Source organism: Bradyrhizobium sp. SZCCHNR1043, from assembly GCF_032489675.1.
In the GTDB taxonomy this organism is placed as follows: domain Bacteria; phylum Pseudomonadota; class Alphaproteobacteria; order Rhizobiales; family Xanthobacteraceae; genus Bradyrhizobium.
Genome location: NZ_JAUEYN010000014.1, coordinates 108,006 through 134,454, shown reverse-complemented (window position 1 = coordinate 134,454; position 26,449 = coordinate 108,006). Strand labels below are relative to the sequence as shown.

The following is a 26,449-nucleotide window of genomic DNA, read 5'->3' as shown; positions in this document are numbered from 1 at the left end:
TCGCAAGCTTGCCCGGGACGACACCTGTTAAAATCCCGCGCGAGATTCGCGCGGGACGACAATCAAGCTACTGCAGCACCTCGAACAGGCCGGCGGCGCCCATGCCGCCGCCGACGCACATGGTGACGACGGCGTATTTGGCCTTGCGGCGGCGGCCTTCGATCAGCGCATGGCCCGTGAGCCGCGCGCCCGACATGCCGTAGGGATGGCCGACCGCGATGGCGCCGCCATTGACGTTGATCTTGTCGGGGTCGATGCCGAGCTTGTCGCGGCAGTACAGCACCTGCACCGCGAACGCCTCGTTGAGCTCCCACAGGCCGATGTCGTCGACGGTGAGGCCGTGGCGCTTCAAGAGGCGCGGCACCGCGAACACCGGGCCGATGCCCATCTCGTCGGGCTCGCAGCCATGCGCAACGAAGCCGCGGAAGATGCCGAGCGGCTGCAGGCCGCGCTTGGCCGCGTTGGCGTCGCTCATGATCACGCAGGCCGAGGCGCCATCGGACAGCTGGCTGGCATTGCCGGCGGTGATCGAGAAGCCGTCGCCGCGCACGGCCTTGAGGCCGGCGAGACCTTCGGCGGTCGTCTCCGGACGCGGGCCTTCGTCCTGCGAGAAGGTCACGTCCTTGAACGAGATGTTGCCGGTGGCCTTGTCGGTCACCGCCATCTTGGTGGTGATCGGCGCCAGCTCGTCGTTGAACTTGCCGCCCTGCTGCGCGGCCGCTGTGCGGCGCTGGCTCTCCAGCGCATATTCGTCCTGCCGCTCGCGCGAGATGCCGTAGCGTTTGGCGACGATCTCGGCGGTGTCGATCATCGGCATGTAGACGTCGCCCTTGATCTCGAGCAGCGCCGGATCGGTCGCCTGGAAGGCGTTCATCTTGTCGTTCTGGACCAGCGAGATCGACTCGCCGCCGCCGCCGACGGCGATCTCGACGCCGTCGAAGATCACCGAGCGCGCCGCGAGCGCGATCGCCTGCAGGCCGGAGGCGCATTGGCGGTCGATCGTGGTGCCGCCGACCGACACCGGCAGGCCGGCGCGCAGCAGCGCCTTGCGCGCGATGTTGCCGCCGGTCGAGCCCTGCTGCAGGGCCGCGCCCATCACGACATCCTCGACCTCGGCCGGATCGACCTTGGCGCGCTTGACCGCCTCGCCGATGGCGTGGCCGAGCAAGGTGGCGCCGCCAGTGGCGTTGAGCGCGCCGCGATAGGCCTTGCCGATCGGCGTGCGGGCGGTGGAAACGATGACGGCATCGGTCATGGGCGACCTCCTGTTGTTGTTACTGATGTTTGCTGTGAGACGTGGGTGATTGCTGCTGGCGCAGTTCGTGACGCGACAGCTTGCCGACCGGCGTGCGCGGCAGCTCGTCGACAAACTCGACCGCCGCCGGCAGCTCGTGCTTGCCGAGTTTGCCGGTGAGGAAGGCGCGGAGATCCTCGACCGGGAACGGTGCTGCGCCGTCGCGCAGCTTGATGAAGGCCTTGGCGGCCTCGCCGCGATAGGCGTCGGGAATGCCGATCACGATGACCTCCTGCACCGCCGGATGGGTGTAGATCGCCTGCTCGATCATCTGCGGATAGACGTTGAAGCCGCCGGAGATGATCATGTCCTTCTTGCGGTCGACCAGGAAGTAGAAACCGTCGGCGTCGACATAGCCGATGTCGCCAGTCAGGAAATGATCGCCGACGAACGACTGCGCCGTTTCCTCCGGCCGGTTCCAATAGCCCTTGGTGACGTTTGGCCCCTTGATCCGGATCTCGCCGACCTCGTTCACGCCAAGCACCTTTGAGGGATCCTCGAGCGACACGACGTCCATCTCGATGCCGGGCAGCGTGATCCCGATCGAGCCCGGCTTGTCCGGGCCGCCCTTGGGGTGGGCGGTGCCGGGCGAGCAGGTCTCGGTCATGCCCCAGCCGCTCTTCAGCTTCATGCCGACGCGGCGCTCGAGGATGCGCGCGACCTCGACCGGAAGCGGCGCGCCGCCGGAGCCGACGCTGGTCAGCGACGACAGATCGCGCGTGTCGAGGTCGGGCAGGTTGGCGATCGCGATCCACATCGTCGGCACGCCCGGGAAATAGGTCGCGCGCTTGACCTCGATGTCGCGCATCACGGCGTCGAGATCGAAGCGCTGGTGCAGCGAGATCAGGCTGCCGAGGCGCAGCGAGGTCAGCAGCACCACCGTCAGCGCATAGATGTGGAACAGCGGCAAGACGCAGATCACCCGGTCGGAACCATTGCCGTTCGCGCGCGTCGCGCGCCCCCAGATTGCGGCGATCGACACCGCCGAGGTGAGATTGCCATGCGTCAGCATCGCGCCCTTGGGCAGGCCGGTGGTGCCGCCGGTATATTGCAGCAGGGCGATGTCGTCGGGCGAGATGGCCGGCCATTTCGCGGGCACCACCGCGCCATCGACGAAGGCGCGGTGCGTGACGACCGCAGGGTTGTCCGGCAGCGGCGTTTGCGGCGTGCCGACCTTGCCCCAATGGTCGTCCTCGCAGACGATCAGCCGATCGAGCAGGCCCTTCTCCAGGAACTTCAACGCCGTCGGCAGCAGCGCGCTGAGGTTCGACGTCACCAGGATGCGCGCGCCGGAATCGCTGAGCTTGTGCGACAGCGCGATCTCGCCATCGAGCGGCGACAGGTGCACCACGCGGGCGCCGGCCTTGAGCGCGCCGAAGAAGTTGATCGGATGATCCGGCGTGTTGCCGAGGAACAGCGCGATCGAGGCACCCTTGCCAAAGCCCGCACGCAGGAAGGCCGCGGCGGCCTGGTTGGCAAGCGCTTCGAGCTGCTTGAATGTGATGGGGCGGTCGCGGAATTCGAGCGCGTCGCGATCGCCGAACTCGCTCACCGCCTGCGCCAACAGGTCCGGCAAGGTGCCGCGCGCGATCGGCGCGTCCCAGCGGACGCCTTGTGGATAGTATTGTTCGCCGGGATGGGTCATGAGGACTCTGTATTTCTTGCCGTAAGGCGGCCCCGCTCTCTCCGTTCCCTCCCCCCTTGTGGGGGAGGGCCAGGGAGGGGGGTGGCCCCAGGCGAGACCGCCGTTGTGGACCCCCACCCCCGCCCCCTCCCCGCAAGGGGGAGGGGGGCGCAGTTGAGCGCGGAGCTAGAGCGAAGCCTCAAGCGGCCTTCCCCTGTGCCAGCGACGCGAAGGTCTTGCCTTCGTCGGCGAGCTTCTTCAAAAGCGGCGCCGGCTCCAGCGACGGGTCATTGGTCTCCTTGGCGTAGTAGGCCAGCCGCTCGGCGATGTGCTTCAGACCGACGCTGTCGGCCCAGTACATCGGCCCGCCGCGATAGATCGGCCAGCCATAGCCATAGAGCCAGACGACATCGATATCCGACGGCCGCGCGGCGATGCCCTCGGCGAGGATCTTCGCGCCCTCGTTGATCATCGGATACATCATGCGCTCGAGGATCTCCTCGTCGCTGACCGCGCGCCGCCTGAGGCCGAGCTTGGCGAGTGTCTCGTCGATCAGCTTCTCGACATCGGGATCCGGCAGCGGCGCACGCGAGCCGGCCTCGTATTTGTAATAGCCCTTGCCGGTCTTCTGGCCGAAGCGGCCGGCCTCGCACAGCGCGTCCGCGATCTCGCTCTTGATGCCGCGGTCCTTGCGCGAGCGCCAGCCGATGTCGAGGCCGGCGAGATCGCCCATCGCGAACGGGCCCATCGGCATGCCGAACTTGGTGACGACGGCGTCGACCTGCTGCGGCAGCGCGCCTTCGAACAACAGCTTCTCGGCCTGCTTGCCGCGCTGCGCCAGCATGCGGTTGCCGACGAAGCCGTCGCAGACACCGACCACCGCCGGCACCTTGGCGATCTTGCGCGCGATCGATACTGCCGTGACGAGCGCGTCCGGCGCGGTTTTCTCCGCGCGCACGATCTCGCACAGCTTCATCACGTTGGCGGGTGAGAAGAAGTGCATGCCGAGCACGTCCTGCGGGCGGCTGGTCTCTGCGGCGATGGCGTCGATGTTCAGATAGGACGTGTTCGAGGCGAGCACGGCGCCGGGCTTGGCGTATTGATCGAGCTTGCCGAACACTTCCTTCTTGACGGCCATGGTCTCGAACACCGCCTCGATCACGAGATCGGCATCCTTGACGTTCTCGAGTCCGACCTTGCCATCAATCAGCGCCATGCGCTTGGCCGGCGCATCGGCCGGGATGCCGCCCCGCGCGGCGGTCGCCTCCCAGTTCTTCTGCATGATGCCCATGCCGCGCTTGAGCTGTTCCTCGGCGGTCTCGATCAGCGTGACCGGGATGCCGGCATTGGCGAACGACATCGCGATGCCGCCGCCCATGGTGCCGGCGCCGATGATGGCGACACGCTCGACCTTGCGGCCCTTGGTGCCCTCCGGCACGCCGGCGATCTTGGCCGCCTCGCGCTCGGCGAAGAACGCGTAGCGCTGCGCCTTGGACTGATCGCTGGTGAGGAGCTTGAGGAAGCCTTCGCGCTCCTTCTTCAGGCCCTCGTCGAACGGCAGGTCGATCGCGTAGCCGACCGCGTCGGCGGCCGCGAACGGCGCCTCGAGGCCGCGCGACTTCCTGGTGATCGCCGCCACTGCACTGGTGAAGATCGAGCGATCGGCCTTGGCGGCCGCCAGTTTGGAATCGTCGTCACGCAACTTGCGCAGCGGACGGTTCTCCGCCACCACCTTGCGCGCGAAGGCCTCGCCGCCCGATGCCGGCCCCTCGACGATCTCCTCGATCAGGCCCGCCTTGTGCGCCTCCGCCGCACCGATCGGATCGCCGCCGACGATCATCTTGACCGCGAGTTCGGGGCCTACGGCGCGCGGCAGGCGCTGGGTGCCGCCCGCGCCCGGCAGCAGGCCGAGCTTCACCTCGGGCAGGCCGAGCTTCGCCTCCTTGGTGGCGACACGATAATGACAGGCGAGCGCCACTTCGAGACCACCGCCCAGGGCCGTTCCATGAATGGCGGCAATCACCGGCTTGGGGCTGTTCTCGATCGTGCTCAAGACGTCGTTGAGCGCCGGCGGCTTCGGCGGCTTGCCGAATTCGGTGATATCGGCGCCGGCGATGAACGTGCGCCCGCCGCAGGTGAGCACGATCGCCTTGATCGCGGGATCGGCGATCGCCGCCTTGACGTTGTCCAGGATGCCGCCGCGCACTGCGGCACTCAGCGCATTGACGGGCGGACTGTCGATGGTGACGATGCCGATGATGTCATGACGATCAAGCTTTGCCACTTCGCTCACGCGTAAGCTCCTTGGGATGTCGTTTCTTTGCGGCCGGTTAACGTGCCGGCCAATTCTTGGCTTTTCATTTGCGCAGAGTATCAGCCTTGCTTGCGTCTACCCGCTGCTGAACGTCAATTCCGCAGTGCGAAATCTAATTCCACATCTTGACATCCAGGGTTATTTTGAAGCACGAGCGTTGTCAACGAGGCTCATCAATCAACAGCCGATGACATGAAACGCCCAGGGAAGAAACCAGCGACCGATCGGAGCTTCGTCGTCGCGCTGGCGCGCGGCCTGGACGTGCTGCGGGCATTCCGGCCGAATGACGGCCTGCTGGGCAATCAGGAAATCGCCGCGCGCACCAACCTGCCGAAGGCCACGGTCTCGCGCCTGACTTACACGCTCACCAAGCTCGGCTATCTCACCCCGGTGCCGCGCTTCGAGAAATACCAGTTGGCGCCATCGGCGCTGGCGCTGGGCTATGCCGCGCTCGCCAACCTCGGCATCCGCCATCTTTCCGAGCCATTCCGCGAGCAGCTGATGCGCGAGACCGGCGGCGCGGTCGCGATCGGCGGCCGCGACCGGCTCAGCATGATCTATTTCGGCCAGAGCCGTCACGGCGTCGTCAACGTTCAACTCGACGTCGGATCGCGCATTCCGATTGCAACGACAGCAATGGGCCGCGCCTACATCTGGGCGCTGCCGGACGAGGACCGCGCCGCGTTGATGCGGGAGATGCGCGAGCATTATGGCAGCCGTTGGCCGAAGATCCGCGACGGCATCGAACGCGCCGGCGAGACCGTCGCGAAATATGGCTTCACGATCTCGGCCGGCGAATGGCAGGACGACGTTCATGCGGTCGGCGTCGCGTTGCGGCTGAACGACGGAACCGGTCCCTACGCCGTGAATTGCGGAGCACCGGCATTCCGCTTCACGGAAGAGCGTTTGCGGACCGACATTGGACCTCGTCTCGTCGCGATGGTAAGAAACATCGAAGCGGCGCTCGGCGGCCTCGCGCTGTCAACTAATCAAACAAGCAGCCCATCAAACAAAGAACTCAATAAGAAGCCGAAGCCAGGAGGAAAAGTTGCCCGTGTTGCCGAGGGTATCAGATAGCCTGCATCATCGCGGTCGGCTGGCGCCGCGTCCTGACCTGAACGAATTCGGGAGGGGCGAGACGAGATGACGCAGGCACAACTCGCCCAGACCAACGATCCGCTGCTCGCCGTCCGCGACGTCAGCGTCGTGTTCGGCGGCATCGTGGCGCTGAACGGCGTCTCGTTCGACATGCGCCAGGGCCAGATCCTCGGCCTCATCGGCCCGAACGGCGCCGGCAAGACCACCCTGTTCAACTGCCTCAGCCGCCTCTATCAGCCGAGCTCCGGCGACATCCTGATGGAAGGCCGCAGCATCCTGAAGCGACCGCCGCACCGCATCGCCGAGATCGGCATCGGCCGCACCTTCCAGAACGTCGCGCTGTTTCCCAATCTCTCCGTGCTCGACAACGTCCGCGTCGGCACCCACGCGCGCACCTCCAGCGACATCATCTCGGATTCGCTGCGTCTGGCCTGGGTCCGGCGCAGCGAGAATTCCGTCAACACCAAGGTTCACGAGATTCTCGCCTATCTCGACCTCGAGGAGGTCGCGCACAAGACCGTGTCCGGGCTGCCGTTCGGCACCCAGAAGCGCGTCGAGCTGGCGCGCGCGCTCGCCGCCGACCCGAAGATCCTGCTGCTCGACGAGCCCGCCGGCGGCCTCAATCACGAGGAGGTCCATGTGCTGGGCGATCTGATCCGGCGCATCCGCGACGACCGCAAGGTGACCGTGCTGCTGGTCGAGCATCACATGGGACTGGTGATGTCGATCGCCGACCACGTCGTGGCGCTGAATTTCGGCCGCAAGCTCGCCGAGGGCACGCCCGCCCAGGTGCAGGCCGATCCCGACGTCATCAAGGCCTATCTCGGGAGCAAGGATCAATGACGCCGCTGCTCAACGTCAAGGACCTGCGCGCCTATTACGGCCAGGTCCAGGCCCTGCACGGCCTCTCCTTCTCCCTCAACGAAGGCTCGCTGACGACCCTGCTCGGCGCCAACGGCGCGGGCAAGACCACCACCCTGCGCGCCATCTGCAACATGGTGCGCTCGACCGGCGCGATCGAGTTCGAGGGCAAGCCGCTCAACAACAAATCGACCGAGAGCATCGTGCGCTTCGGCATTGCCCATGTGCCGCAGGGCCGCGGCACCTTCACCAACATGACGGTGGAAGAAAACCTGCAGCTCGGCGCCATCACGCGCAGCGACAAGGCCGGCATCGTTGCCGACATCGAGCGGATGTATACCTACTTCCCGAAGCTGAAGGAGCGCCACACCCAGCAGGCCGGCACCCTGTCCGGCGGCGAGCAGCAGATGCTGGCGGTGGCGCGGGCGTTGATGCTGCGTCCCAGGTTGATGCTGCTCGACGAGCCGTCGTTCGGCCTCGCGCCGCTGGTGGTCCGCGACCTCTTCGGCATCCTCGGCAAGATCAACCGCGAGGAAAAGGTATCGATCCTCGTCGTCGAGCAGAACGCGCAGCTCGCGCTGGAGCTCGCCGACCAGGCCTATGTGATCGAGACCGGCCGCATCGTCATGTCGGGTGTCGCCTCGGACATCGCGAACGACGAGAACGTCCGCAAATCCTATCTGGGCTACTAACGGAGGCGGGACAATGGAGCTGTTCACCAACCAGGTCCTGGCCGGCATTGCGACGGGTGCGATCTACGCCTGCATGGCGCTCGCGGTCGTGATGATCTACCAGGCGATCGACCATCTCAACTTCGCGCAAGGCGAGATGGCGATGTTTTCGACCTTCATCTCCTGGCAGCTGATGCAATGGGGCCTGCCCTACTGGGTTGCCTTCGTGGTGACGCTGGCCTTCTCCTTTGCCGGCGGCATCGCGATCGAGCGCGTGCTGTTCAAGCCGCTCACCAAGGCGCCGATCCTGACCCAGGTCGCGGGCTTCATCGCGCTGTACTCGATCATCAACTCCTTTGCCGGACTGACCTGGGACTTCACCATCAAGCAGTATCCGACACCGTTCGGATCGTCGCCGTTCCTGGGCAGCCAGCTGATCTCGACGCATCAGGCCGGCATGATCGGCATCACCTTGCTGCTGCTGATCGGCCTGTACTTCTTCTTCCAGTACACCAGGGTCGGGCTTGCGATGCGCGCGGCGGCGGCGGTGCCCGAGTCGGCGCGGCTGGTCGGCATCAACACGTCCTGGATGATCGCGCTCGGCTGGGGCATGGCGGCGGCGATCGGCTCGATCGCCGGCATGCTGATCGCGCCGGTGGTCTTCCTCGAGCCCAACATGATGGGCGGCGTCCTGATCTACGGGTTCGCCGCGGCCGTGCTCGGCGGCCTCACCAGCCCGTTCGGCGCGGTGCTCGGCGGCTTCCTGGTCGGCATCTTCGAGAATCTCGCCGGAACCTACATCCCGCATGTCGGCAACGAGATGAAGCTGCCGATCGCGCTGGCCCTCATCATCTCCGTCCTGGTCATCAAGCCCGCCGGCCTGTTCGGCCGCAACATCGTGAAGCGAGTCTGATCATGAGCGCAATCGAGGACATCTCATCCCAGGCGCCCGCGGTCGAGGCCATTCCGAAGCGGGCCATGACCTTGAGCTCCGGTACGGCCTTCGTGATCGTGCTGCTGCTCCTGGTGGCGCCGCTGTTCGTCAAGAACTTCATCATCTTCCAGATGACGATGCTCCTGATCTACGGGCTAGCCGTGCTGGCGCTGAACATCCTGACCGGCGGCTCCGGCCAGTTCTCGCTCGGCAACAGCGCGTTTTATGCCGTCGGCGCCTATACTTCGGCGATCCTGATGGAGCAGTACAACGTCAACTACGCGCTGACCCTGCCGGTCGCCGGCGTCATCTGCTTCGGCTTCGGCTTCCTGTTCGGCCAGCCGGCGCTGCGGCTGTCAGGCGTCTATCTCGCGCTCGCCACGTTCGCGCTCGCCACCGCCATGCCGCAGATCCTCAAGCTCGGCTTCTTCGAGCAATGGACCGGCGGCGTGCAGGGCCTCGTCGTCACCAAGCCGGACGCGCCGTTCGGCCTGCCGATGTCGCAGGACATGTGGCTGTATTACTTCACGCTGGCGATCACGATCGCGATCTACGTGTTCTCGGTCAACTTGCTGCGCTCGCGCTCCGGCCGCGCCTTCATGGCGATCCGCGACAACGAGATCGCGGCCTCCGCCATGGGCATCGACGTCGCGACCTACAAGACGCTGGCGTTCGGCGTCAGCGCCGGCATCACCGGCGTCGCCGGCGGTCTCGGCGCCATCGCGGTGCAGTTCGTGGCGCCCGACAGCTACACGATCGTGCTCGCGATATCGCTGTTCCTCGGCATGGTGGTCGGCGGCGTCGGCTGGCTGCCCGGCTCGTTCGTCGGCGCCGCCTTCATCATCTTCGTCCCCAATATCGCCGAAAGCATTTCGAAGGGCCTGTCCGGCGCGGTGTTCGGCGTGCTGCTGTTCCTCGTCATCTTCCTCGTACCGCACGGCTCGCGGCAAGTGGCGATGGTGGCGCAGCAGCTGCTCGGCAAACTCAGAAAGAACTAAGGAGGAACTCTTGCAGCTCATTCAACAACTACGAATCGCCGCGCTCGCGACGGCGGTCATCGCCCTCACCTCGGGCGGAGCATTCGCCCAGAAGAAATACGACACCGGCGCCTCCGACACCGAGATCAAGATCGGCAACATCATGCCTTATAGCGGGCCGGCGTCCGCCTACGGCGTGATCGGAAAGACCGAGGAGGCGTATTTCAAGAAGATCAATGCCGAGGGCGGCATCAACGGCCGCAAGATCAACTTCGTCAGCTATGACGACGCGTACTCGCCGCCCAAGGCGGTCGAGCAGGTGCGCAAGCTGGTCGAGAGCGATGAGGTCCTGTTCGTCTTCAACCCGCTCGGCACGCCCTCGAACTCGGCGATCCAGAAATATCTCAACGGCAAGAAGATCCCGCAACTGTTCGTCGCCACCGGCGCCACCAAGTGGAACGACCCGAAGAACTTCCCCTGGACCATGGGCTGGCAGCCGAGCTACCAGAGCGAGGGCCGCATCTATGCGAAGTACCTGCTCAAGGACAAGCCCGGCGCCAAGATCGGGGTGCTGTTCCAGAACGACGATTTCGGCAAGGACTATCTCAAGGGCCTCAAGGACGGCCTGGGCGACAAGGCCGCGTCCATGATCGTCATGGAAGAGAGCTACGAGACCTCAGAGCCCTCGATCGACGGCCACATCGTCAAGCTCAAGGCCTCGGGCGCCGACGTGTTCTTTAGCGTCACGACGCCCAAATTCGCTGCACAGGCGATCAAGAAGCTCGCCGAGATCGACTGGCATCCGACCCATCTCGTCGTCAACGTGTCGGCCTCCGTCGGCAGCGTGATCAAGCCGGCCGGCTTCGAGAACTCGCAAGGGATTCTTTCGGCCGCCTATGCCAAGGATGCTGCGGATCCGCAGTGGAACGATGATCCCGGCATGAAGAAGTTCTTCGACTTCCTCGCGCAGCATTATCCCGACGCCAACAAGCTCGACAGCTCGACGGTCTATGGCTACGGCGCCGCGCAGACGCTGGTGAAGGTGCTGCAGATGTGCGGTGACGACCTCACCCGCGCCAATGTGATGAAGCAGGCCGCGAGCCTGAAGGACTTCGCGCCCGACACGCTGCTGCCGGGCGTCAAGATCAACACCTCGGCCACCGACTTCGCGCCGATCGAGCAATTGCAGATGATGCGGTTCAAAGGCGAGAAGTGGGAGCTGTTCGGCGAGGCGATCAGCGGCGCCATCGAGTAATCGCGCATCGCCGCAGAAAGCGGTGCCGATCTCCACTGGCCCGCCGCGCTATCGGCGCGGAGGGCTTTTTCATATCTGGATCGGCATCGAGCCATTTATCTCAGGCTGTTCTTGCAGAGCACTCACTCGCGGAGATTGCGCCGATCTCTCGCAGTTGCACATGACATGGACCGCCCAGGCACCGCGAAAACACGGACCGTGCCGTGATGTCGCAACCACCCCGGTGCAGCTCTGCTATAGTTCCGGGCGTAACAAGAGCCTCCATCAAGGCGGCCGCGACACGTCAACCAAACCAACACGGGAGAAACGCACCATGATGATCACGCGAAGGGCCGCCCTCGCCTCGGCCGCCGCCATCGTCCTCGCCTCGAGCTCCGCAATCGCCGCCGACAAGAAGTACGACACCGGCGCCTCCGACGCCGAGATCAAGATCGGCAACATCATGCCCTATAGCGGGCCGGCCTCGGCCTACGGCATCATCGGCAAGACGGAAGCGGCCTACTTCAAGAAGATCAACGCCGAGGGAGGCATCAACGGTCGCAAGATCAACTTCATCTCTTATGACGACGCCTATTCGCCGCCAAAGACGGTCGAACAGGCACGCAAGCTGGTCGAGAGCGATGAGGTGCTGTTCATCTTCAATTCGCTGGGCACGCCGCCGAACTCGGCAATCCACAAATACATGAACTCGAAGAAGGTCCCGCAGCTGTTCGTCGCCACCGGCGCCACCAAGTGGAACGACCCGAAGGATTTCCCCTGGACCATGGGCTGGCAGCCCAACTACCAGAGCGAATCCCGAATCTACGCAAAATATCTGCTGAAGGAAAAGCCGGACGCCAAGATCGCTGTGCTGTATCAGAACGATGATTACGGCAAGGACTATCTGAAAGGGCTGAAGGACGGGCTTGGCGCCAAGGCCGCCTCAATGATCGTCATGGAGGAGAGCTACGAGACCGCCGAACCCTCGATCGACAATCACATTGTCAAACTCAAGTCCACGGGCGCCGACGTATTCGTGAACATCACCACGCCGAAATTTGCGGCGCAGGCAATCAAGAAGGTCAAGGAGATCGACTGGAAGACGCTGCATATCCTCAACAACGTCTCCGCCTCCGTCGGCAGCGTCCTGAAGCCGGCTGGCTATGAGAATTCGCAGGACATCATCTCGGCGGCCTATCTGAAGGACGTCTCCGATCCGCAATGGAAGGACGATGCCGGGATGAAGCAATTCCTCGACTTCATGTCCAAGGATTTTCCCGATGGCGACAAGCTCGACGGCGGAACGGTCGTCGGCTACAGCGTCGCGCAGACGCTGGTCCAAGTGCTGAAGCAGTGCGGCGACAACCTCACCCGCGAGAACGTCATGAAGCAGGCCGCATCCCTGCGCAACTTCCGCACCGAGATGCTGCTGCCTGGCATCACGATCAACACCTCGGCGACCGACTTCGCACCCGTCAGCCAGTTGCAGCTGATGCGCTTCAAGGGCGAGAAGTGGGAGCTGTTCGGCGACGTGATCTCCGCCGACGTCGGCGGCTAACGACGGAACGCAGTTGAAACCGCCTCCTGCGGCCTCCCGCCGCAGGCGGCGCTCTCTCCAAGCATCTTTGCTGTCTTTGCCAAGAATTTCTTAAGCTAGGAGTTGAAAGAGAGGCGGTCATGCAGCGGCGGCGGTTACGCCGAGCGCGCGGCTGCGCTATGGGGACTCGTCCGGAGTGAAACGAGTCGCCCGCGTTGCGGGCGGATCCAACAACAAGGCCAAGCTCCAGGGCCGAGAAGGAGTCCCCACGTGACCACTGCCCTCACCCGCCGCACCGTCTCCAGCATGCTCGGTCTCGCCCTGGCCGGCGCAGTTGCCGGCAGCGCCCATGCCGACAAGAAATACGACACCGGCGCGAGCGACACCGAGATCAAGATCGGCAATATCGTGCCCTATAGCGGCCCGGCGTCGGCCTATGGCTCGGTCGGCAAGGCGATGACGGCCGTGTTCAAGAAGGTCAATGACGACGGCGGCATCAACGGCCGCAAGATCAACTTCATCTCCTATGACGACGCCTATTCGCCGCCGAAGACGGTCGAGCAGGCGCGCAAGCTCGTCGAGAGCGACGAGGTGCTGTTCCTGTTCGGCGTGCTCGGAACCGCGCCCAATACGGCGATCCAGAAATATCTCAACTCCAAGAAGGTGCCGCAGCTGTTCGTCGCGACCGGCGCCACCAAGTGGAATGAGCCCAAGACATTTCCATGGACCATGGGCTGGCTGCCGAGCTACCAGTCCGAGGCGCGCATCTACGCGAAGTATCTCACCGCGCAGCAGCCCGCCGGCAAGATCGCCGTGCTCTACCAGAACGACGACATGGGCAAGGACTACCTGAAGGGCCTCAAGGACGGGCTCGGTGATGCGTCGCGCCTGGTGCTGGAAGAGAGCTACGAGATCGCCGAACCCACGGTTGAATCGCACATCGTCAAGATGAAGTCGGCCAACCCCGACATCGTCGTGCTGTTCACCACGCCGAAGTCCGGAGCGCAGGCGATCAAGAAGCTCGGCGAGATGAACTGGAAGCCGCTGACCATCATCTCGAACGTCAGTGCCTCCACCGCGGCCGTGATGCGGCCGGCCGGCGTCGAGAACTCGCAAGGGGTGATCTCGGCGGCCTATGCCAAGGACGCGTCCGATCCGCAATGGGCCAACGACCCGGGCCTCGGCGCGTTCAGGGAGCTGCTCGCCAAATATCTGCCGGAAATCAACCCCGTGGATTCGTCGGCGCTGACCGGCTACAACATCGCCACCACGATGGTCGAGGTGCTGAAGCGATGCGGCGACGAACTGACCCGCGCAAATGTCATGAAGCAGGCGGCAAGCCTGAAGCAGTTTGCGCAAGGCGGGCTGCTGCCCGGCATCACGCTGACCACGGGTCCCGACGATTTCCAGCCGATCGAGCAGCTGCAGCTGATGCAGTTCAAGGGCGAGCGCTGGCAGCTGTTCGGCGACGTGATGAGCGGCGAGCTCAAATAGGCTTTGCACGTCAGACGGGCGGCGCCGCATGACCGGCCGCCGTCCGCTGTTGCGCGCCATTTTCGATGCCGCGGTCGCCGCGGCGCATCCCAACGTGGTGCTTCCGGCGCATCTGCCGGTGGCACCCCGGGGGCGGATCATCTGCCTCGCCGCAGGCAAGGGCGCCGCGGCCATGGCGGTGGCCGCCGAGCGGCATTACCTGGACACGCTCGGGTTCGATCCGGCGAGGCTGACCGGAATTGCGACCACCCGTCACGGTCATGGCGTGCCGACCCGGCGGGTCAAGGTGATCGAAGCCGGCCACCCGATGCCGGACGAGGCCGGGCTGAAAGCGGCAGACGACACATTGCAGCTGGCGGCGACGGCCGAAGCCGACGACCTGATGCTGGTGCTGATCTCCGGCGGTGGCTCCGCCAACTGGATTGCGCCGGCCCATGGCGTGAGCTTCGCGCAGAAGCAGCAGCTGACCCATGCGCTGCTGCGCTCGGGCGCGCCGATCGGCGAGATGAACACCGTCCGCAAGCATCTGTCGCGCATCAAGGGCGGCCGGCTCGCAAGGGCCGGGCAGAAGGCCGAGATCGTCACGCTCGCAATCTCGGACGTGCCGCATGATGATCCCTCGGCCATCGCATCGGGGCCGACGGTGCCGGATCCGACCACGCTGGCCGATGCCCGCGCGATCGTTGCGAAGTACAAGCTCGAGGTCGACCCGGCCATCGCCCGGGCGCTCGATGATGACGCCAACGAGAGCTGCAAGCCCGGCGATGCCGCCTTTGCCCGCGCCTCGTTCGAGCTGATCGCGCGTCCCGCGAGCTCGCTCAAAGCCGCCGTGGCCAGTGTCAAGGCCGCGGGCTACGACGTGCTCGATCTCGGCGCCGACCTCGAGGGCGAGGCGCGCGAGGTCGCGACCGATCACGCCAAGCTGGCGCGGGAGGCCCGCGCGCTCGGCCGCCGCATGGCGATCATCTCCGGTGGCGAGCTCACCGTGACGGTGCGCGGCCAGGGCCGCGGCGGGCCGAACCAGGAATATGCACTGGCGCTCGCCGACCTCCTCCAGGACATGGACGGCGTCGCGGCGCTGGCCGGCGACACCGACGGCGCCGATGGCGGCGGCGGCAGCGCCTCCGATCCGGCCGGCGCGCTGGTCGATGCCGATGTCATTGCTGCGATGCGAAGCCAGAGGCTCGATCCGCAGGCCTATCTCGCCAACAACGACGCCACCGCGTTCTTTGCCGCGACCGGCGGCCTGCTGCAGACGGGACCGACGCTCACCAACGTCAACGACGTCAGGGTCATCCTGGTCGATTGAGGGGCGCGACTGCGTCCTTCAGAACTCCTCCGCGATCTTGGTCAGCATCGCCAGCAGCGCCTCGCGCCCATCCGGTCCGAGCAGCTCGTTGAGCCGCGCCTCGTGCTTCGACACCACCAGCTTCTTGGCGCGTGCCAGCACGGCGCGGCCCTTCTCGGTCAGCATCAGGATGTGCGAGCGCCGGTCGTTGGCCGAACGCACCCGCGCACACAGGTCGCGGCTCTCGAGGCTGTCCAGCAAGGACACGAAGTTGGGCCGCAGGATGCCCAGGGTGTTGGCGATCTCGGTCTGGTTCCGGCCCGGATTGGCGTCGAGCAGCAGCAGCACCGAGAACTGGGCCGGCGTCAATTGCAGCGGCGCGACGCAGCGCAGGAAGTCCTCGAACACCTTCAACTGCGCCCGTTTCAGCACATAGCCAAGCAGATCCGACAGCTCGCCGAGCTGGACCGCTTGCGTCTCCTCGACGGCTACGGCAGCTTCCTTCCGGCCTTCCCTCTTGCCGACGGGCTTGGCGCTATCGGCCATCACGATCCGCCGAATTCATCACAGTGGCTTCCATCCCCGGTCCCGAATGCCGCAGCCGGAACAGCGGCCTTGAGATTATAATCGATAATTGTTATCCACTATATCAAACACGGGCAGCCGAATTCAACTGCCCAAGACCGGTGGATGGCGCAGGGCGCCGGCCGCGCCCGGTCACCACAGAGGGGGAGCGTCCTGTCTTGAACACAACGATCTTGCTGTTCCTGTTGCAGGACGGCATTACCAACGGCGCGATCTACGCGCTGCTCGGGCTGGCGCTCGTGCTGGTGTTTGCCGTCACCCGGGTGATCCTGATCCCGCAGGGCGAATTCGTCACCTACGGCGCCCTCACCTATGCCTCGCTCGCGGCCGGCCGCACGCCGGGGACCGCGAAGCTTGCCGTCGTGATCGGCCTGGTGGCCTTTGCCTTCGACCTCTATGCGATGCGCAAGACGCTGCACATGCCGAAGATCCTTCGCACCTTCGGCCTCAACGTCGCCTTCCCGGTGGTCGTCATGCTCGCCACGATGTGGGCCGCCGATCAGCGCATGCCGGCCGGCGTCAGCCTGGTGCTGTCGCTGCTGATCGTCGCCAGCATCGGCCTGTCGTTGTATCGGATCGTGTTCCAGCCGCTCGCCCACACCTCGGTGCTGGTGCTGCTGATCGCCTCGGTCGGCGTGCATCTGGCGCTGCAGGGCCTCGGCCTGCTGTTCTTCGGCGCCGAGGGCCAACGTGGCCCGACCCTGCTCAATGCCACGGCGACGCTCGGCTCGCTGCGCTTCACCGGCCAGGGCATGGCGGTCTACGGCATCACCATCGCCTTCATCGTCGGCCTCTGGCTGTTCTTCGGCCTGACCCTTTACGGCAAGGCGCTGCGCGCCACCGCCGTGAACCGGCTCGGCGCCCGCCTCGTCGGCATCCGCACCACGCTCTCGGGCCAGATCGCGTTCCTGCTGGCCTCCACCATCGGCGCGCTCTCGGGCATCCTGATCGTCCCGATCACGACGCTCTATTACGACACCGGCTTCCTGATCGGCCTCAAAGGCTTCATCGCCGCGATCATCGGCGGCCTGATCAGCTATCCGCTGACTGCGGTCGCCGCGCTGGTGGTCGGCATCGTCGAGGCATTCTCCTCGTTCTATGCCTCGAACTTCAAGGAAGTGATCGTCTTCACGCTGCTGATCCCGGTTCTGCTGCTGCGTTCGCTCGCCGCGCCCGCGGTCGAAGAAGAGAAGGATTGAGCCGTGCGCGAGCGTTGGCCTCTCATCGTCTTTGCCGTCCTCGTCGCGGCGATTCCGTTCATCCCGGGCATGCCGCCATTCTGGATCGTGCTGCTCGACAATATCGGCCTGTCGGCGCTGGTCGCGATGGGGCTGGTGCTGCTGACCGGCGTTGGCGGTCTGACCTCGTTCGGCCAGGCGGCCTTCGTCGGCTTCGGCGCCTACACGACCGCCGTGCTGTCGGCGCAGTATGGCATCTCGCCCTGGCTGACCTTGCCGCTGTCGCTGCTGGTCTCCGGCCTCGCCGCAGTGCTGCTCGGCCTCGTCACGGTCAGGCTGTCCGGCCACTATCTGCCGCTCGGCACGCTCGCCTGGGGCCTTGGCCTGTACTACCTGTTCAGCAAGCTCGCCTTCCTCGGCCGCAATGACGGCATTTCCGGCATCCCGCCGCTGTCGATCGGCAGCCTCAAGATGCTCGATCCCGGCACGATCTATTTCGCGATCTGGGCTGCCGTGCTGATCTCCGCGCTGCTGACGATGAACCTGCTGGACTCCCGCACCGGCCGTGCCATCCGCGCGCTGCGCCGGGGTCACATCGCAGCGGAAGCGTTCGGCGTCTACGCGCCCCGCGCCAAGCTCCTGGTGTTCATCTACGCGGCCGTCCTGGCCGGCCTCTCGGGCTGGCTCTATGCGCACTTCACCCGCGCGGTGAACCCGACGCCGTTCGGCGCCCAGGCCGGCATCGAATATCTGTTCGTGGCCGTCGTCGGCGGCGCCGGCTATGTCTGGGGCGGCGTGCTCGGCGCGGCGATCGTCGTGATCCTGAAGGAGGTGCTGCAGAGCTACCTCCCGCTGCTGCTGCATGGCGAGGGCCAGCTCGAGACCATCGTGTTCGGCATCCTCCTCGTCACGCTTCTCCAGCTTGCGCCGACCGGCCTGTGGCCGTGGCTGACGGCGCGGCTGCCGTTCAAGCCTGTTGCCAAGCAGCCGGACACGTCGGTCAAGCTGCCGGCGCGGGAGCGATCTGCGACGACTCCAAACGTACTGCTCCAGGTCGACAACGCGCGAAAACAGTTCGGCGGCGTGGTCGCGGTCAACAACGTCTCGTTCGACGTCCAGGCCCGCGAAATCGTGGCGCTGATCGGTCCCAACGGCGCCGGCAAGAGCACGACCTTCAACCTGATCACCGGCGTGCTGCCGCCGACCTCCGGCAACATCGCGGTGCTCGGCAAGGCCGTCGGCAACGCCCCGCCGCAGGACGTCGTCAAGCTCGGCATTTCCCGCACCTTCCAGCACGTCAAGCTGGTGCCGGACATGACGGTGCTGGAGAACGTCGCGATCGGCGCGCATCTGCGCGGTCACTCCGGCGCGCTCTCCAGCATGTTCCGGCTCGACCGCGGCGACGAAGCCAAGCTGCTCGCCGAGGCCGCGCGCCAGATCGAGCGCGTCGGGCTCGGCGACCAGATGCACCAGCTCGCCGGCTCGTTGTCGTTGGGCCAGCAGCGCATCGTCGAGATCGCCCGCGCGCTGTGCGTCGATCCGATGCTGCTCTTGCTCGACGAACCGGCCGCGGGCCTGCGCCACATGGAGAAGCAGCGCCTCGGCGCGCTGCTGCGCGACCTCCGCGCCGGCGGCATGTCGGTGCTGCTGGTCGAACACGACATGGGATTTGTCATGGACCTCGCCGACCGCATCGTGGTGCTCGATTTCGGCACCAAGATCGCCGAGGGCACACCAGCCGCGATCAAGACCAATCCCGAGGTCATCAAGGCGTATCTCGGAGCCACCGCATGAGCACGCTGCTGGAAGTCACCGACGCCCATGTCTCCTATGGCAAGGTCGAGGCGGTCCGCTCGGTCTCGCTCACCGTCGCCGAGAACGAGATCGTCACCATCATCGGCGCCAACGGCGCCGGCAAGACCACGCTGCTCAGTGCCATCATGGGCGTGTTTCCGCTGAAGGGCCGCGTCGCGTTCCTCGGCGAGGACATGGCCCGGCTGGAGATCGAGGACCGCGTCGCGCGCGGTCTGTGCCTGGTGCCGGAGCATCGCGAGCTGTTCGCCACCATGAACGTCGAGGATAATCTGCAGCTCGGCGCTTTCAGAATGTCGAAGGCGCACGCCGCACGCGGCTTCGAGCACGTCTACACGCTGTTTCCGAAGCTGAAGGAACGGCGCAAGCAGCTCGCCGGCACGCTCTCCGGCGGCGAGCAGCAGATGCTGGCGATGGGCCGTGCCTTGATGGGTGCGCCGAAGATGCTGATGCTGGACGAGCCGAGCCTCGGCCTCGCGCCGATCATCGTCGCCGGCATCTTCGAGATCGTCGCCAAGCTGCGCCAGGAAGGCGTCTCGGTGCTGCTGGTCGAGCAGAACGCCAAGGCCGCGCTGCAGGTCGCCGACCGCGCCTATGTGATGGAGCTCGGCGAGTTCGTGCTCAACGGCAAGGCCAGCGAGATCGCCACCGACGAGCGGGTGGCGGCGAGCTATCTCGGCTTTGCCGAGACGGCCGCGAGCTGAGCGGGATATTTCGATAGGACGACGCTGTCTCAGGATGGCGCCTCCTTCGACAAGAGAAAGTCGACCATCACGCGCTCCAGCGCCCGGTACATGTCGGTGCCGGTCGCCGTCAGGCAGCCGCGCTGGCGCGCAGCGGCGATGAAGGGCGAGACCTCAGGCCGGGTGATGACACAGCCGCAATAGGCTGACGAGTTGATCGTCGCGATATCGACGGGCAAGGGATCGCCGGGCTGCATGCCCGCAGGCGTCGCATTCGCGACCATGTCGAAGCCACCGGCATCGGTGCTGCCGACGAGCGCGCGGCCCCTACCCCGTTCATTGAGGCGCGCGATCAGCGCGTCACGACGACCTGGGTCGCTGTCGTGAATGGCGAGTTCGCGCACGCCCGAATCGATCAATGCAAGGGCAATCGCCGAGCCGGCACCACCCGCGCCGACCTGCAGCGCGCGCACACCGGCGGGCTCGAAGCCTTTTGCCCTCGCAGCACCGACAAAGCCGAGACCGTCGACCATGTCGCCATGCCAGCCGCCGTCCGGGCTGCGGCGCATCAGATTGACGGCGCCGATGAAACGCGCGCGCTCGGTCGCGGTTGCACAGGCGCGATAGCAGGCGAATTTGTGCGGAATGGTCGCGACGATGCCGTCGAGATTCTTCACGCGGGTCATCGTCGCCAGAAAGTCGGCGAGATCAGCCGGCGCGACTTGCACCGCGACCAGGATCGCATCGCTGCCGCGATCGGCAAAGGCCTGGCTGACGCCGGCCGGCGCGCGCACCTGAGCGATCGGATCGCCGATGATGATGTGCAGCCGGGTGGCTCCAGTGGGCGCAGGGATCATGGCGGGCTTTCCGGCAAAAACTCTAAAAGTCATGGTCCTGATGGCCGAAAGGCCGGCTCACCGAGCCGGCCTTTCCTGATCGAAGCTATGATCCCCGCAAGCTCACTTCGCCGGGACGTATTTTCCGTCCTTCACGGTCAGGATGATGCGGGCGCGGTCGTCGAGGCCGGAGCGGTCCTTTTCGGTGAAGTTGTAGACGCCCTGCGAGGCCGCCAGGTCCTTCTCGGTCAGCAGCGCCTGGCGGATGGCCTCGCGGAACTCCGGCGTGCCGGGCTTGGCGGTCTTCAGCGCCACCGGAATCACGCGCTTGAGGATCTCGAACGCGTCGAACGAGTGGCCGGCGAACTGGCTGCGGCTGTTCGGGCCATATTTGCCCTCATAGGCCTTGTTGAGCTCCATGCCCGGCTTCTTGGTGAGCGCGCTGTCGTCCTGCGTCTCCGGCGACATCACCGGACCGGACGCCATGATCACACCCTCCGCCGCCTTGCCGGCGATGCGGATGAAGTCCATGCTCGCGGCGCCATGGGTCTGATAGATCAGGCCGGTGTAGCCACGCTCGCGCAGCTCGGTCTGCGGCAGCGCCGCGGCGGTGCCGGAGGCGCCGACCAGGATGGCGTCCGGATTGGCGGCAACCAGCTTCAGCACCTGGCCGGTGACCGAAGTATCGGGACGCGCGAACCGCTCCTCATCGGCAATCGTGATGCCCATCGGCACCGCCTGGTTCTTCAGATCGTTGAACCAGAGATCGCCGTAGGAGTCGGAATAGCCGATGTAGCCGACGGTCTTGATGTTGTGCGCCTTCATGTGCTCGTACAGCACCTTGCCCATGATCGGCACCGGCTGCGGCATCACCACCGACCATTTGGTGCGCTCGGGCGTGACCGGGAACGGCGCCAGGCCGAAATGCGGAATGCCGGCTTCATTGGCGACGTTGGAGACCGCGATGGTCGGCGGCGTCAGCGCCGAGCCCATGATGATGTCGGCTTTCGACTCCGTCACGAAGCGCCGCGCATTCGTCGTCGCCGTGGTCGGATCGCCGCCGTCGTCGAGCACGATCACCTTGAGCGGCACGCCGCCGATCTCCTTCGGCACGAACTCGAGCGCATTGCGCTCGGGGATGCCGAGCGCCGCGCCCGGCCCCGTCGTGGTCGTGGTGATGCCGATGGTGATCTCGCTGGTCTGCGCCAGCGCCGGCGCTGATGCCAGCATCGCGATGACGCCAGCCGCCGCCAGATAGGCCTTCCTCATAAAATCCTCCCTCAATCTTTTCGGTTCAGCTCGTGATCCGCCGATCCTGTTTGCAGTCCCGCCCCGACAGGGGCGTCTTCCATCTCGGCCGGCCGATGCGTATCCAAACGTGATCATAGCATTGAACACGAGAAGATCACCTCTCACCAGTCGACCAAAGCACGACGACGATTCATCCTTAAGACGGCCGCATGTCGCACCCAATGCCGCGCGTCAGCCCTCGAGAAACTTGGCCCGCATCTCCTCTGGAAAAGGCGCCGATTTCAGCTTGTCCGGGTCAACCGGATCGCGCCCGACCAGCACCCGGGTCTCGAACCCCTCGAGCGCCAGCGCCTCGCCCTTGAACACCTTGTGGGTGACGTCGAACGAGGAGCGCTTGATGCTCTCGATCCGGCTCTCGATCGTGATCCAGTCGCCATAGGTGGAGGGGATGTAGAACTTGGCGCGGGTGTCGACCATGGGGATCCCGACCAGGCCGTAGCGGCGGACGATGTCCTGCTTGGAAAACCCGGCCGCCTCGAACATGACAGAGGTCGCATCGTCGAACATCGCGAAATAGCGCGGATAGTAGACGATGTTGGCGGGATCGCAGTCGCCCCACTGGATCTGCACGTCGCGGCGGTGAACGAACATCGATTAAGCCTCGCTACGCCAACAACAACGGTCGGTAGGGTGGGCAAAGGCGCGACGCGCCGTGCCCACCATTTTCCGGGCCGGTGGGCACGCTGCGCTTTGCCCACCCTACGGCTCTCTCCGTCATTGCGAGCGAAGCGAAGCAATCCAGGGCCGGGTCGGGACTCTGGATTGCTTCCGCCTTCGCCCGATGGGCTGCGGCGGATACGTCGTCGCTACGCTGCTCGCAATGACGGAAAATCACTTCGGCGCCATGCGCAGCGAGCCGTCGAGGCGGACGACCTCGCCGTTCAGATAGGCGTTCTCGACCATATGCAGCGCAAGTGCGGCGAACTCATCGGCGTGACCGAGGCGGCGAGGGAACGGGATCGCGGCGGCGAGCGAGTCCTGGGCCTCCTGCGGCAGGTTGGCGAGCAGCGGCGTCAGGAATAGGCCGGGCGCAATGGTCAGCACGCGGATGCCGAACTGTGCGAGCTCACGCGCGATCGGCAGGGTCATGCCGACAATGCCGCCCTTCGAGGCCGAATAGGCGGACTGTCCGATCTGGCCGTCATAGGCCGCGACCGAGGCGGTGTTGATGACGACACCACGCTCGCCGGTCGCCTGCGGCTCCAGCTTGGTCATGCCGTTGGTGACCAGACGCAGCATGTTGAACGAGCCGATCAGGTTGACCTTGATGACCTTCTCGAAATCGGCCAGCGGCATCGGACCGTCGCGGCCGACGACGCGCTTGGCGACGCCGATGCCGGCGCAGTTCACCAGCACGCGCGGCTGCTGGCCGAGCGCCTCGACCGCCTTGGCGACGGCGGCTTCCGCGCCGGCGGCATCGGAAACGTCGCAAACCACGGCCACGCCCTTGATCTCGGCGGCGACCTCCTCGGCCAGCTTGGCATTGAGATCGAACACGGCGACCTTGGCGCCCTGGGCAGCGAGCTTGCGGGCGGTGGCGGCCCCGAGGCCGGAAGCGCCGCCGGTGACGATGGCGGCCTGATCCTTCAACAACATGTCGTTTCTCCCTTGGATGCGTCGATCAGCCGGCGATGATGATGTCGTCGTCCGGCGTCGCGGCGTAGATGCGTTCGATCAGGTCCTTGCGGTGCTCCAGCACGGCGCGCTGGTTGATCGATCCCTTGTCGGTGACCTCGCCCTTGTCGATCGACAGCGGCACGCCGAGCAGGACGGCGCGCGTGATGCGCGTCGACGAGCCGGTCGCGGTCTGCAGGAATTTTGCGAAGCGCTCACGGAAGGCCTCGATGATCAGCGGATCGGCCGCCGTGGCGGCGAGATCGTCGAACGGCAAGGTCGCATTGATCAGCCGGCAGCCGTCGGGATCGAGCACGACGATGGCCGCGATCTCGTCGCGGTTGATGCCGGCAATGATCACGTCGCGCGCCAGCGGCGCGCAGGCCGCGACGAAGCGCGCCCGCAACGGGCCGACCGAGACCCAGGTGCCGGACGCCAGCTTGAAGTCCTCGGCGACACGGCCGTCGAAGTCGAAGCCGGCATTGAAGTCGTCGGGATCGACGGGCTTCAGCGCGTCGCCCATCTTGTAGTAGCCTTCGTCATCGAAGGCCGCGGCCGAGACCTCAGGCAGGCGCCAATAGCCCGGCGTCACGTTCGGCCCCTTGGCCCGCACCTCCATCTTGCCGTTGTTGGGCACGAGCTTGGCCTCGTTGCCCGACACCGGCAGGCCGACATGGCCGGAGCGGCTGGTGCGTGGATTGACCGACATGAAGAACGGTGCGGTCTCGGTCGAGCCGAGGCCCGTCAGCATCGGCACGCGAGTGCCGGTCTCGGCCACCGAGAGCTCGTCGAGCTCGTTCCAGACATGCGGCGCCAGCGCGGCGCCGGAGAAGAACATCGCATGCAGCCGCTGGAAGAAGGACTTCCGCAACGCCGCGTCCTCGCGGAAATAGGGCAGCAGCGACTCGTAGCCCTTGGGGACGTTGAAATAGACCGTCGGCGAGATCTCGCGCAGGTTTCGCACGGTCTCCTCGATCCCGCCCGGCACCGGCTTGCCCTGGTCGAGATACATCGAGCCGCCATTGAACAGCGTCAGCCCGATGTTGTGGTTGCCGCCGAAGGTGTGATTCCAGGGCAGCCAGTCGATGATGACGGGCGGCTCGTCCTTCAGGAACGCCAGCGTCTCGCGGATCATCACCTGGTTGGCGCAGATCATGCGCTGGGTGTTGATCACGGCCTTCGGGTTGCCGGTCGAGCCCGAGGTCAGCAGGAACTTCGCGATCGTGTCCGGGCCGATCTTGTCGTGGGCGGCATCGAGGCCTCCGAACAGCGGCGATGCGATCAGATCGGCGAGCATCGTGATCTTGCGGCCCGGCACCGAGCCGAACGACGCCACGATCTCGGTGCCCTCGGGCACGTTGGCGACGAGCGCGTCGGCGAACTTGTCGGCGTCGTCGACGAAGACGAGGCCCGGCGTCAGCAGCTTCATCAGATAAGCGAGCTTGCCATAGTCGCGTGACACCAGCGAATAGGCTGGCGACACCGGGCAGAACGGGACGCCGGCATAGAGCGCGCCGAACGCGACCAGCGCATGGTCGATCGAATTGCCCGACAGGATCATGACCGGCCGGTCCGGCGACAGCCCGCGCGCGAGCAGCCCCGACGCGATGTGCCGGCTCGCCGCCAGCAGTGTGGCATAGGTCAGCTCGCGCCAGCCCTCGGGCCCGACGCGCTCGGCCATGAACACGCGCTCAGGCGTGGCTTTGGCGAAGTGATGCAGCCGGTCGGTGATCCGCTGCGGATAGTCGCCGAGCGGCTGCTTCGGCCGGAGATAGATGGTGCCGTCGTCGCGGCGGTCGACCGTGACGGCCGGGTCGTTGAACGAGATCGCGCGCAACGGATGAACACTGGCGGTGCGCGCCGTGTTGTCCGTTCCTCCCTGTGTGCTTGTTATTGTTTGTGCGGTCATGTCACGTCGGCTTCACTTTTGCGGTCTTGTGATCGAGGAAGGCGCGGATGCGATTTTTGGCCTCCTTGTCGCTCTGCGCGACGGTGGCCATCAGCGATTCCATCAGCAGGCCGGTCTGCGGATTGGCCTCGGCGATCATCGGCAGCGCCTGCAGCACCGCGAAATTCGTCAGCGGCGCGTTGTTCGCGATCTTCGCCGCCAGCTCCATCGCCTTGGTCATCGAGGCACCGGCCTCGACGAGATATTGTGCGAAGCCGTAGGACGAGCCTTCGGTGGCCGAATAGACCCGGCCGGTCAGCATCATGTCCATCATGCGGGCGACGCCGATCAGGCGCGGCAGCCGCACCGAGCCGCCGCCGCCGACGAAGATGCCGCGCTGGCCTTCGGGCAGCGCGAAGTAGGCCGACGGCTCGGCGACACGGATATGCGCGGCGCAGGCGAGCTCGAGGCCGCCGCCGATGACGGCGCCCTTCAGCGCGGCGATCACCGGCACGCGGCAGTACTGGATGCGGTCGAACACGCGATGCCACATCTGCGAATGCACCAGGCCCTCGGTCGCGTCGCGCTCGCGCAATTCGGAGAGATCGAGGCCGGAGGAGAAATTGTCGCCGATGCCGTGGATCACGACGCAGCGGACGTCTTCAGGCAGGCTGGTGAAGCAATCGCCGATGGCGAGGATGATGCCGTCATTCAGCGCATTGCGCTTGGCCGGGCGGTTGAGCCCGATCGTCAGGACGGCGCCCTGCTGCTCGATCTGCAGCAGAGACGGATCGCCCGCTGGCGTGGCGGTGTCGGCGTTTCCCATCGCTTGATTGTGTCCTGTTCAGAATAGTTATGTTTTATAACGATCTCGACGGGAGTCAATAAGCGGCGCCGAACATCGTGTTGTGCGATGCAAAATGAGTGGCGCCGGCATGAACTATCCGATGCGGTGCGCGGCTCATCGTAAGGCGGGTCGGTGCAAAGGCAAATGACATGATGCGGCATTCCCGCGGCGGAATCACGCCCGGGGCTTGCTGATGGTCATCCCCCTCTTGTGCAGAGGGCGCAGGGAAGGCCAGGCGCCGACTGACGCCTGCGGCCCGCCTGCGAAAAAAAATGCAGGCGGCAGGTACCACAGGTGCAGCCGGACTCACCCGGCCTTCCCTGCGCGATGGTTCTCACGCTTGCTTCGTGCTCTCCCCGGGGACCGGCT

22 protein-coding genes are annotated in these 26,449 nt (G+C 65.5%); 12 read left to right on the top strand and 10 right to left on the bottom strand.

The genetic code is table 11. The annotated features are described in order from the left end of the window. Positions 1-67: 67 nt before the first annotated feature. The 3 genes from QX039_RS24350 to QX039_RS24340 form a co-directional block, all read right to left on the bottom strand. Positions 68-1,255 carry an acetyl-CoA C-acyltransferase gene (locus QX039_RS24350; protein WP_315734690.1) on the bottom strand — a complete coding sequence of 396 codons (1,188 nt, stop codon included), beginning with the start codon at positions 1,253-1,255 and terminating at the stop codon, positions 68-70. Between the two features lie 19 nt (positions 1,256-1,274). Next, complete coding sequence (pimA, locus tag QX039_RS24345) at positions 1,275-2,939, bottom strand: dicarboxylate--CoA ligase PimA (protein WP_315734691.1); 1,665 nt, start codon at positions 2,937-2,939, stop codon at positions 1,275-1,277. A gap of 178 nt (positions 2,940-3,117) precedes the next feature. Continuing rightward, positions 3,118-5,211, bottom strand: a complete 2,094-nt coding sequence (locus QX039_RS24340; RefSeq protein WP_315734692.1) for a 3-hydroxyacyl-CoA dehydrogenase NAD-binding domain-containing protein — start codon at positions 5,209-5,211, stop codon at positions 3,118-3,120. Between the two features lie 213 nt (positions 5,212-5,424). Here QX039_RS24340 and QX039_RS24335 point away from each other — a divergent pair, with 213 nt between their 5' ends. The 9 genes from QX039_RS24335 (at position 5,425) to QX039_RS24295 (ending at position 15,347) form a co-directional block, all read left to right on the top strand. Next, positions 5,425-6,309 (top strand): IclR family transcriptional regulator, encoded by an 885-nt coding sequence (locus QX039_RS24335; protein WP_315734694.1) that lies wholly within the window; start codon positions 5,425-5,427, stop codon positions 6,307-6,309. A 66-nt stretch (positions 6,310-6,375) separates the two neighbouring features. Next, positions 6,376-7,173 (top strand): ABC transporter ATP-binding protein, encoded by a 798-nt coding sequence (locus QX039_RS24330; RefSeq protein WP_315734696.1) that lies wholly within the window; start codon positions 6,376-6,378, stop codon positions 7,171-7,173. Continuing rightward, positions 7,170-7,883 carry an ABC transporter ATP-binding protein gene (locus tag QX039_RS24325; protein ID WP_315734699.1) on the top strand — a complete coding sequence of 238 codons (714 nt, stop codon included), beginning with the start codon at positions 7,170-7,172 and terminating at the stop codon, positions 7,881-7,883. Before QX039_RS24330 ends, QX039_RS24325 begins: the two co-directional genes overlap by 4 nt. 13 nt (positions 7,884-7,896) lie before the next feature. Further along, on the top strand, positions 7,897-8,775 hold the full coding sequence (locus QX039_RS24320; RefSeq protein ID WP_315734701.1) for a branched-chain amino acid ABC transporter permease: 879 nt from the start codon (positions 7,897-7,899) through the stop codon (positions 8,773-8,775). Positions 8,776-8,777: 2 nt separating this feature from the next. Beyond that, the gene (locus QX039_RS24315) at positions 8,778-9,794 is read left to right on the top strand and encodes a branched-chain amino acid ABC transporter permease (RefSeq protein WP_315734703.1); all 1,017 of its coding nucleotides are present in this window, start codon (positions 8,778-8,780) and stop codon (positions 9,792-9,794) included. 10 nt (positions 9,795-9,804) lie between these two features. After that, on the top strand, positions 9,805-11,028 hold the full coding sequence (locus QX039_RS24310; protein ID WP_315734705.1) for an ABC transporter substrate-binding protein: 1,224 nt from the start codon (positions 9,805-9,807) through the stop codon (positions 11,026-11,028). A gap of 313 nt (positions 11,029-11,341) precedes the next feature. Beyond that, positions 11,342-12,565: an ABC transporter substrate-binding protein gene (locus tag QX039_RS24305; RefSeq protein ID WP_315734707.1), complete on the top strand. Its 1,224-nt coding sequence runs from the start codon at positions 11,342-11,344 to the stop codon at positions 12,563-12,565. A 249-nt stretch (positions 12,566-12,814) separates the two neighbouring features. Then, positions 12,815-14,038, top strand: a complete 1,224-nt coding sequence (locus QX039_RS24300) for an ABC transporter substrate-binding protein (protein WP_315734709.1) — start codon at positions 12,815-12,817, stop codon at positions 14,036-14,038. 28 nt (positions 14,039-14,066) lie between these two features. Further along, complete coding sequence (locus QX039_RS24295) at positions 14,067-15,347, top strand: glycerate kinase (protein WP_315772628.1); 1,281 nt, start codon at positions 14,067-14,069, stop codon at positions 15,345-15,347. Between the two features lie 18 nt (positions 15,348-15,365). Here QX039_RS24295 and QX039_RS24290 read toward each other — a convergent pair whose 3' ends face one another. After that, a complete protein-coding gene (locus QX039_RS24290) occupies positions 15,366-15,872 on the bottom strand; it encodes a MarR family winged helix-turn-helix transcriptional regulator (protein ID WP_315734713.1) in 507 nt (168 codons plus the stop codon). A 197-nt stretch (positions 15,873-16,069) separates the two neighbouring features. On the opposite strand from QX039_RS24290, the gene QX039_RS24285 reads away from it, so the two are divergent. From QX039_RS24285 to QX039_RS24275, 3 genes are read left to right on the top strand one after another with little or no spacing between them, the layout of a single operon-like run. Continuing rightward, complete coding sequence (locus QX039_RS24285) at positions 16,070-17,110, top strand: branched-chain amino acid ABC transporter permease (protein WP_315772629.1); 1,041 nt, start codon at positions 16,070-16,072, stop codon at positions 17,108-17,110. Positions 17,111-17,113: 3 nt separating this feature from the next. Then, a complete protein-coding gene (locus QX039_RS24280) occupies positions 17,114-18,883 on the top strand; it encodes a branched-chain amino acid ABC transporter ATP-binding protein/permease (RefSeq protein ID WP_315772631.1) in 1,770 nt (589 codons plus the stop codon). Continuing rightward, on the top strand, positions 18,880-19,605 hold the full coding sequence (locus QX039_RS24275) for an ABC transporter ATP-binding protein (RefSeq protein ID WP_315753527.1): 726 nt from the start codon (positions 18,880-18,882) through the stop codon (positions 19,603-19,605). Before QX039_RS24280 ends, QX039_RS24275 begins: the two co-directional genes overlap by 4 nt. 29 nt (positions 19,606-19,634) lie before the next feature. On the opposite strand, the gene QX039_RS24270 is transcribed toward QX039_RS24275, so the two are convergent. From QX039_RS24270 to QX039_RS24245, 6 genes are all read right to left on the bottom strand, one after another. Next, positions 19,635-20,441, bottom strand: coding sequence for a shikimate dehydrogenase (locus QX039_RS24270; RefSeq protein ID WP_315772632.1), 807 nt, complete (start codon positions 20,439-20,441; stop codon positions 19,635-19,637). A 102-nt stretch (positions 20,442-20,543) separates the two neighbouring features. After that, entirely contained in the window at positions 20,544-21,689 is a 1,146-nt protein-coding gene (locus tag QX039_RS24265; protein WP_315734724.1) for an ABC transporter substrate-binding protein, read from the bottom strand. 213 nt (positions 21,690-21,902) lie between these two features. Next, positions 21,903-22,322, bottom strand: coding sequence for a thioesterase family protein (locus tag QX039_RS24260; RefSeq protein ID WP_315753531.1), 420 nt, complete (start codon positions 22,320-22,322; stop codon positions 21,903-21,905). A gap of 240 nt (positions 22,323-22,562) precedes the next feature. Then, the gene (locus QX039_RS24255; protein ID WP_315734728.1) at positions 22,563-23,327 is read right to left on the bottom strand and encodes an SDR family NAD(P)-dependent oxidoreductase; all 765 of its coding nucleotides are present in this window, start codon (positions 23,325-23,327) and stop codon (positions 22,563-22,565) included. 25 nt (positions 23,328-23,352) lie between these two features. Then, a complete protein-coding gene (locus QX039_RS24250; protein ID WP_315734730.1) occupies positions 23,353-25,254 on the bottom strand; it encodes a feruloyl-CoA synthase in 1,902 nt (633 codons plus the stop codon). A 1-nt stretch (position 25,255) separates the two neighbouring features. Further along, entirely contained in the window at positions 25,256-26,059 is an 804-nt protein-coding gene (locus tag QX039_RS24245; RefSeq protein WP_315772634.1) for a crotonase/enoyl-CoA hydratase family protein, read from the bottom strand. Between the last annotated feature and the right edge of the window lie 390 nt (positions 26,060-26,449).

Bases quoted from the DNA above. Each gene is read 5' to 3' on its own strand.
- QX039_RS24295 (WP_315772628.1), top strand. From the start codon at position 14,067: ATGACCGGCCGCCGTCCGCTGTTGCGCGCCATTTTCGATGCCGCGGTC.
- QX039_RS24260 (WP_315753531.1), bottom strand. From the start codon at position 22,322: ATGTTCGTTCACCGCCGCGACGTGCAGATCCAGTGGGGCGACTGCGAT.
- QX039_RS24335 (WP_315734694.1), top strand. From the start codon at position 5,425: ATGAAACGCCCAGGGAAGAAACCAGCGACCGATCGGAGCTTCGTCGTC.
- QX039_RS24325 (WP_315734699.1), top strand. From the start codon at position 7,170: ATGACGCCGCTGCTCAACGTCAAGGACCTGCGCGCCTATTACGGCCAG.
- QX039_RS24305 (WP_315734707.1), top strand. From the start codon at position 11,342: ATGATGATCACGCGAAGGGCCGCCCTCGCCTCGGCCGCCGCCATCGTC.
- QX039_RS24265 (WP_315734724.1), bottom strand. From the start codon at position 21,689: ATGAGGAAGGCCTATCTGGCGGCGGCTGGCGTCATCGCGATGCTGGCA.
- QX039_RS24270 (WP_315772632.1), bottom strand. From the start codon at position 20,441: ATGATCCCTGCGCCCACTGGAGCCACCCGGCTGCACATCATCATCGGC.
- QX039_RS24320 (WP_315734701.1), top strand. From the start codon at position 7,897: ATGGAGCTGTTCACCAACCAGGTCCTGGCCGGCATTGCGACGGGTGCG.
- QX039_RS24245 (WP_315772634.1), bottom strand. From the start codon at position 26,059: ATGGGAAACGCCGACACCGCCACGCCAGCGGGCGATCCGTCTCTGCTG.
- QX039_RS24255 (WP_315734728.1), bottom strand. From the start codon at position 23,327: ATGTTGTTGAAGGATCAGGCCGCCATCGTCACCGGCGGCGCTTCCGGC.
- QX039_RS24275 (WP_315753527.1), top strand. From the start codon at position 18,880: ATGAGCACGCTGCTGGAAGTCACCGACGCCCATGTCTCCTATGGCAAG.
- QX039_RS24290 (WP_315734713.1), bottom strand. From the start codon at position 15,872: ATGGCCGATAGCGCCAAGCCCGTCGGCAAGAGGGAAGGCCGGAAGGAA.
- QX039_RS24315 (WP_315734703.1), top strand. From the start codon at position 8,778: ATGAGCGCAATCGAGGACATCTCATCCCAGGCGCCCGCGGTCGAGGCC.
- QX039_RS24250 (WP_315734730.1), bottom strand. From the start codon at position 25,254: ATGACCGCACAAACAATAACAAGCACACAGGGAGGAACGGACAACACG.
- QX039_RS24330 (WP_315734696.1), top strand. From the start codon at position 6,376: ATGACGCAGGCACAACTCGCCCAGACCAACGATCCGCTGCTCGCCGTC.
- pimA (WP_315734691.1), bottom strand. From the start codon at position 2,939: ATGACCCATCCCGGCGAACAATACTATCCACAAGGCGTCCGCTGGGAC.
- QX039_RS24350 (WP_315734690.1), bottom strand. From the start codon at position 1,255: ATGACCGATGCCGTCATCGTTTCCACCGCCCGCACGCCGATCGGCAAG.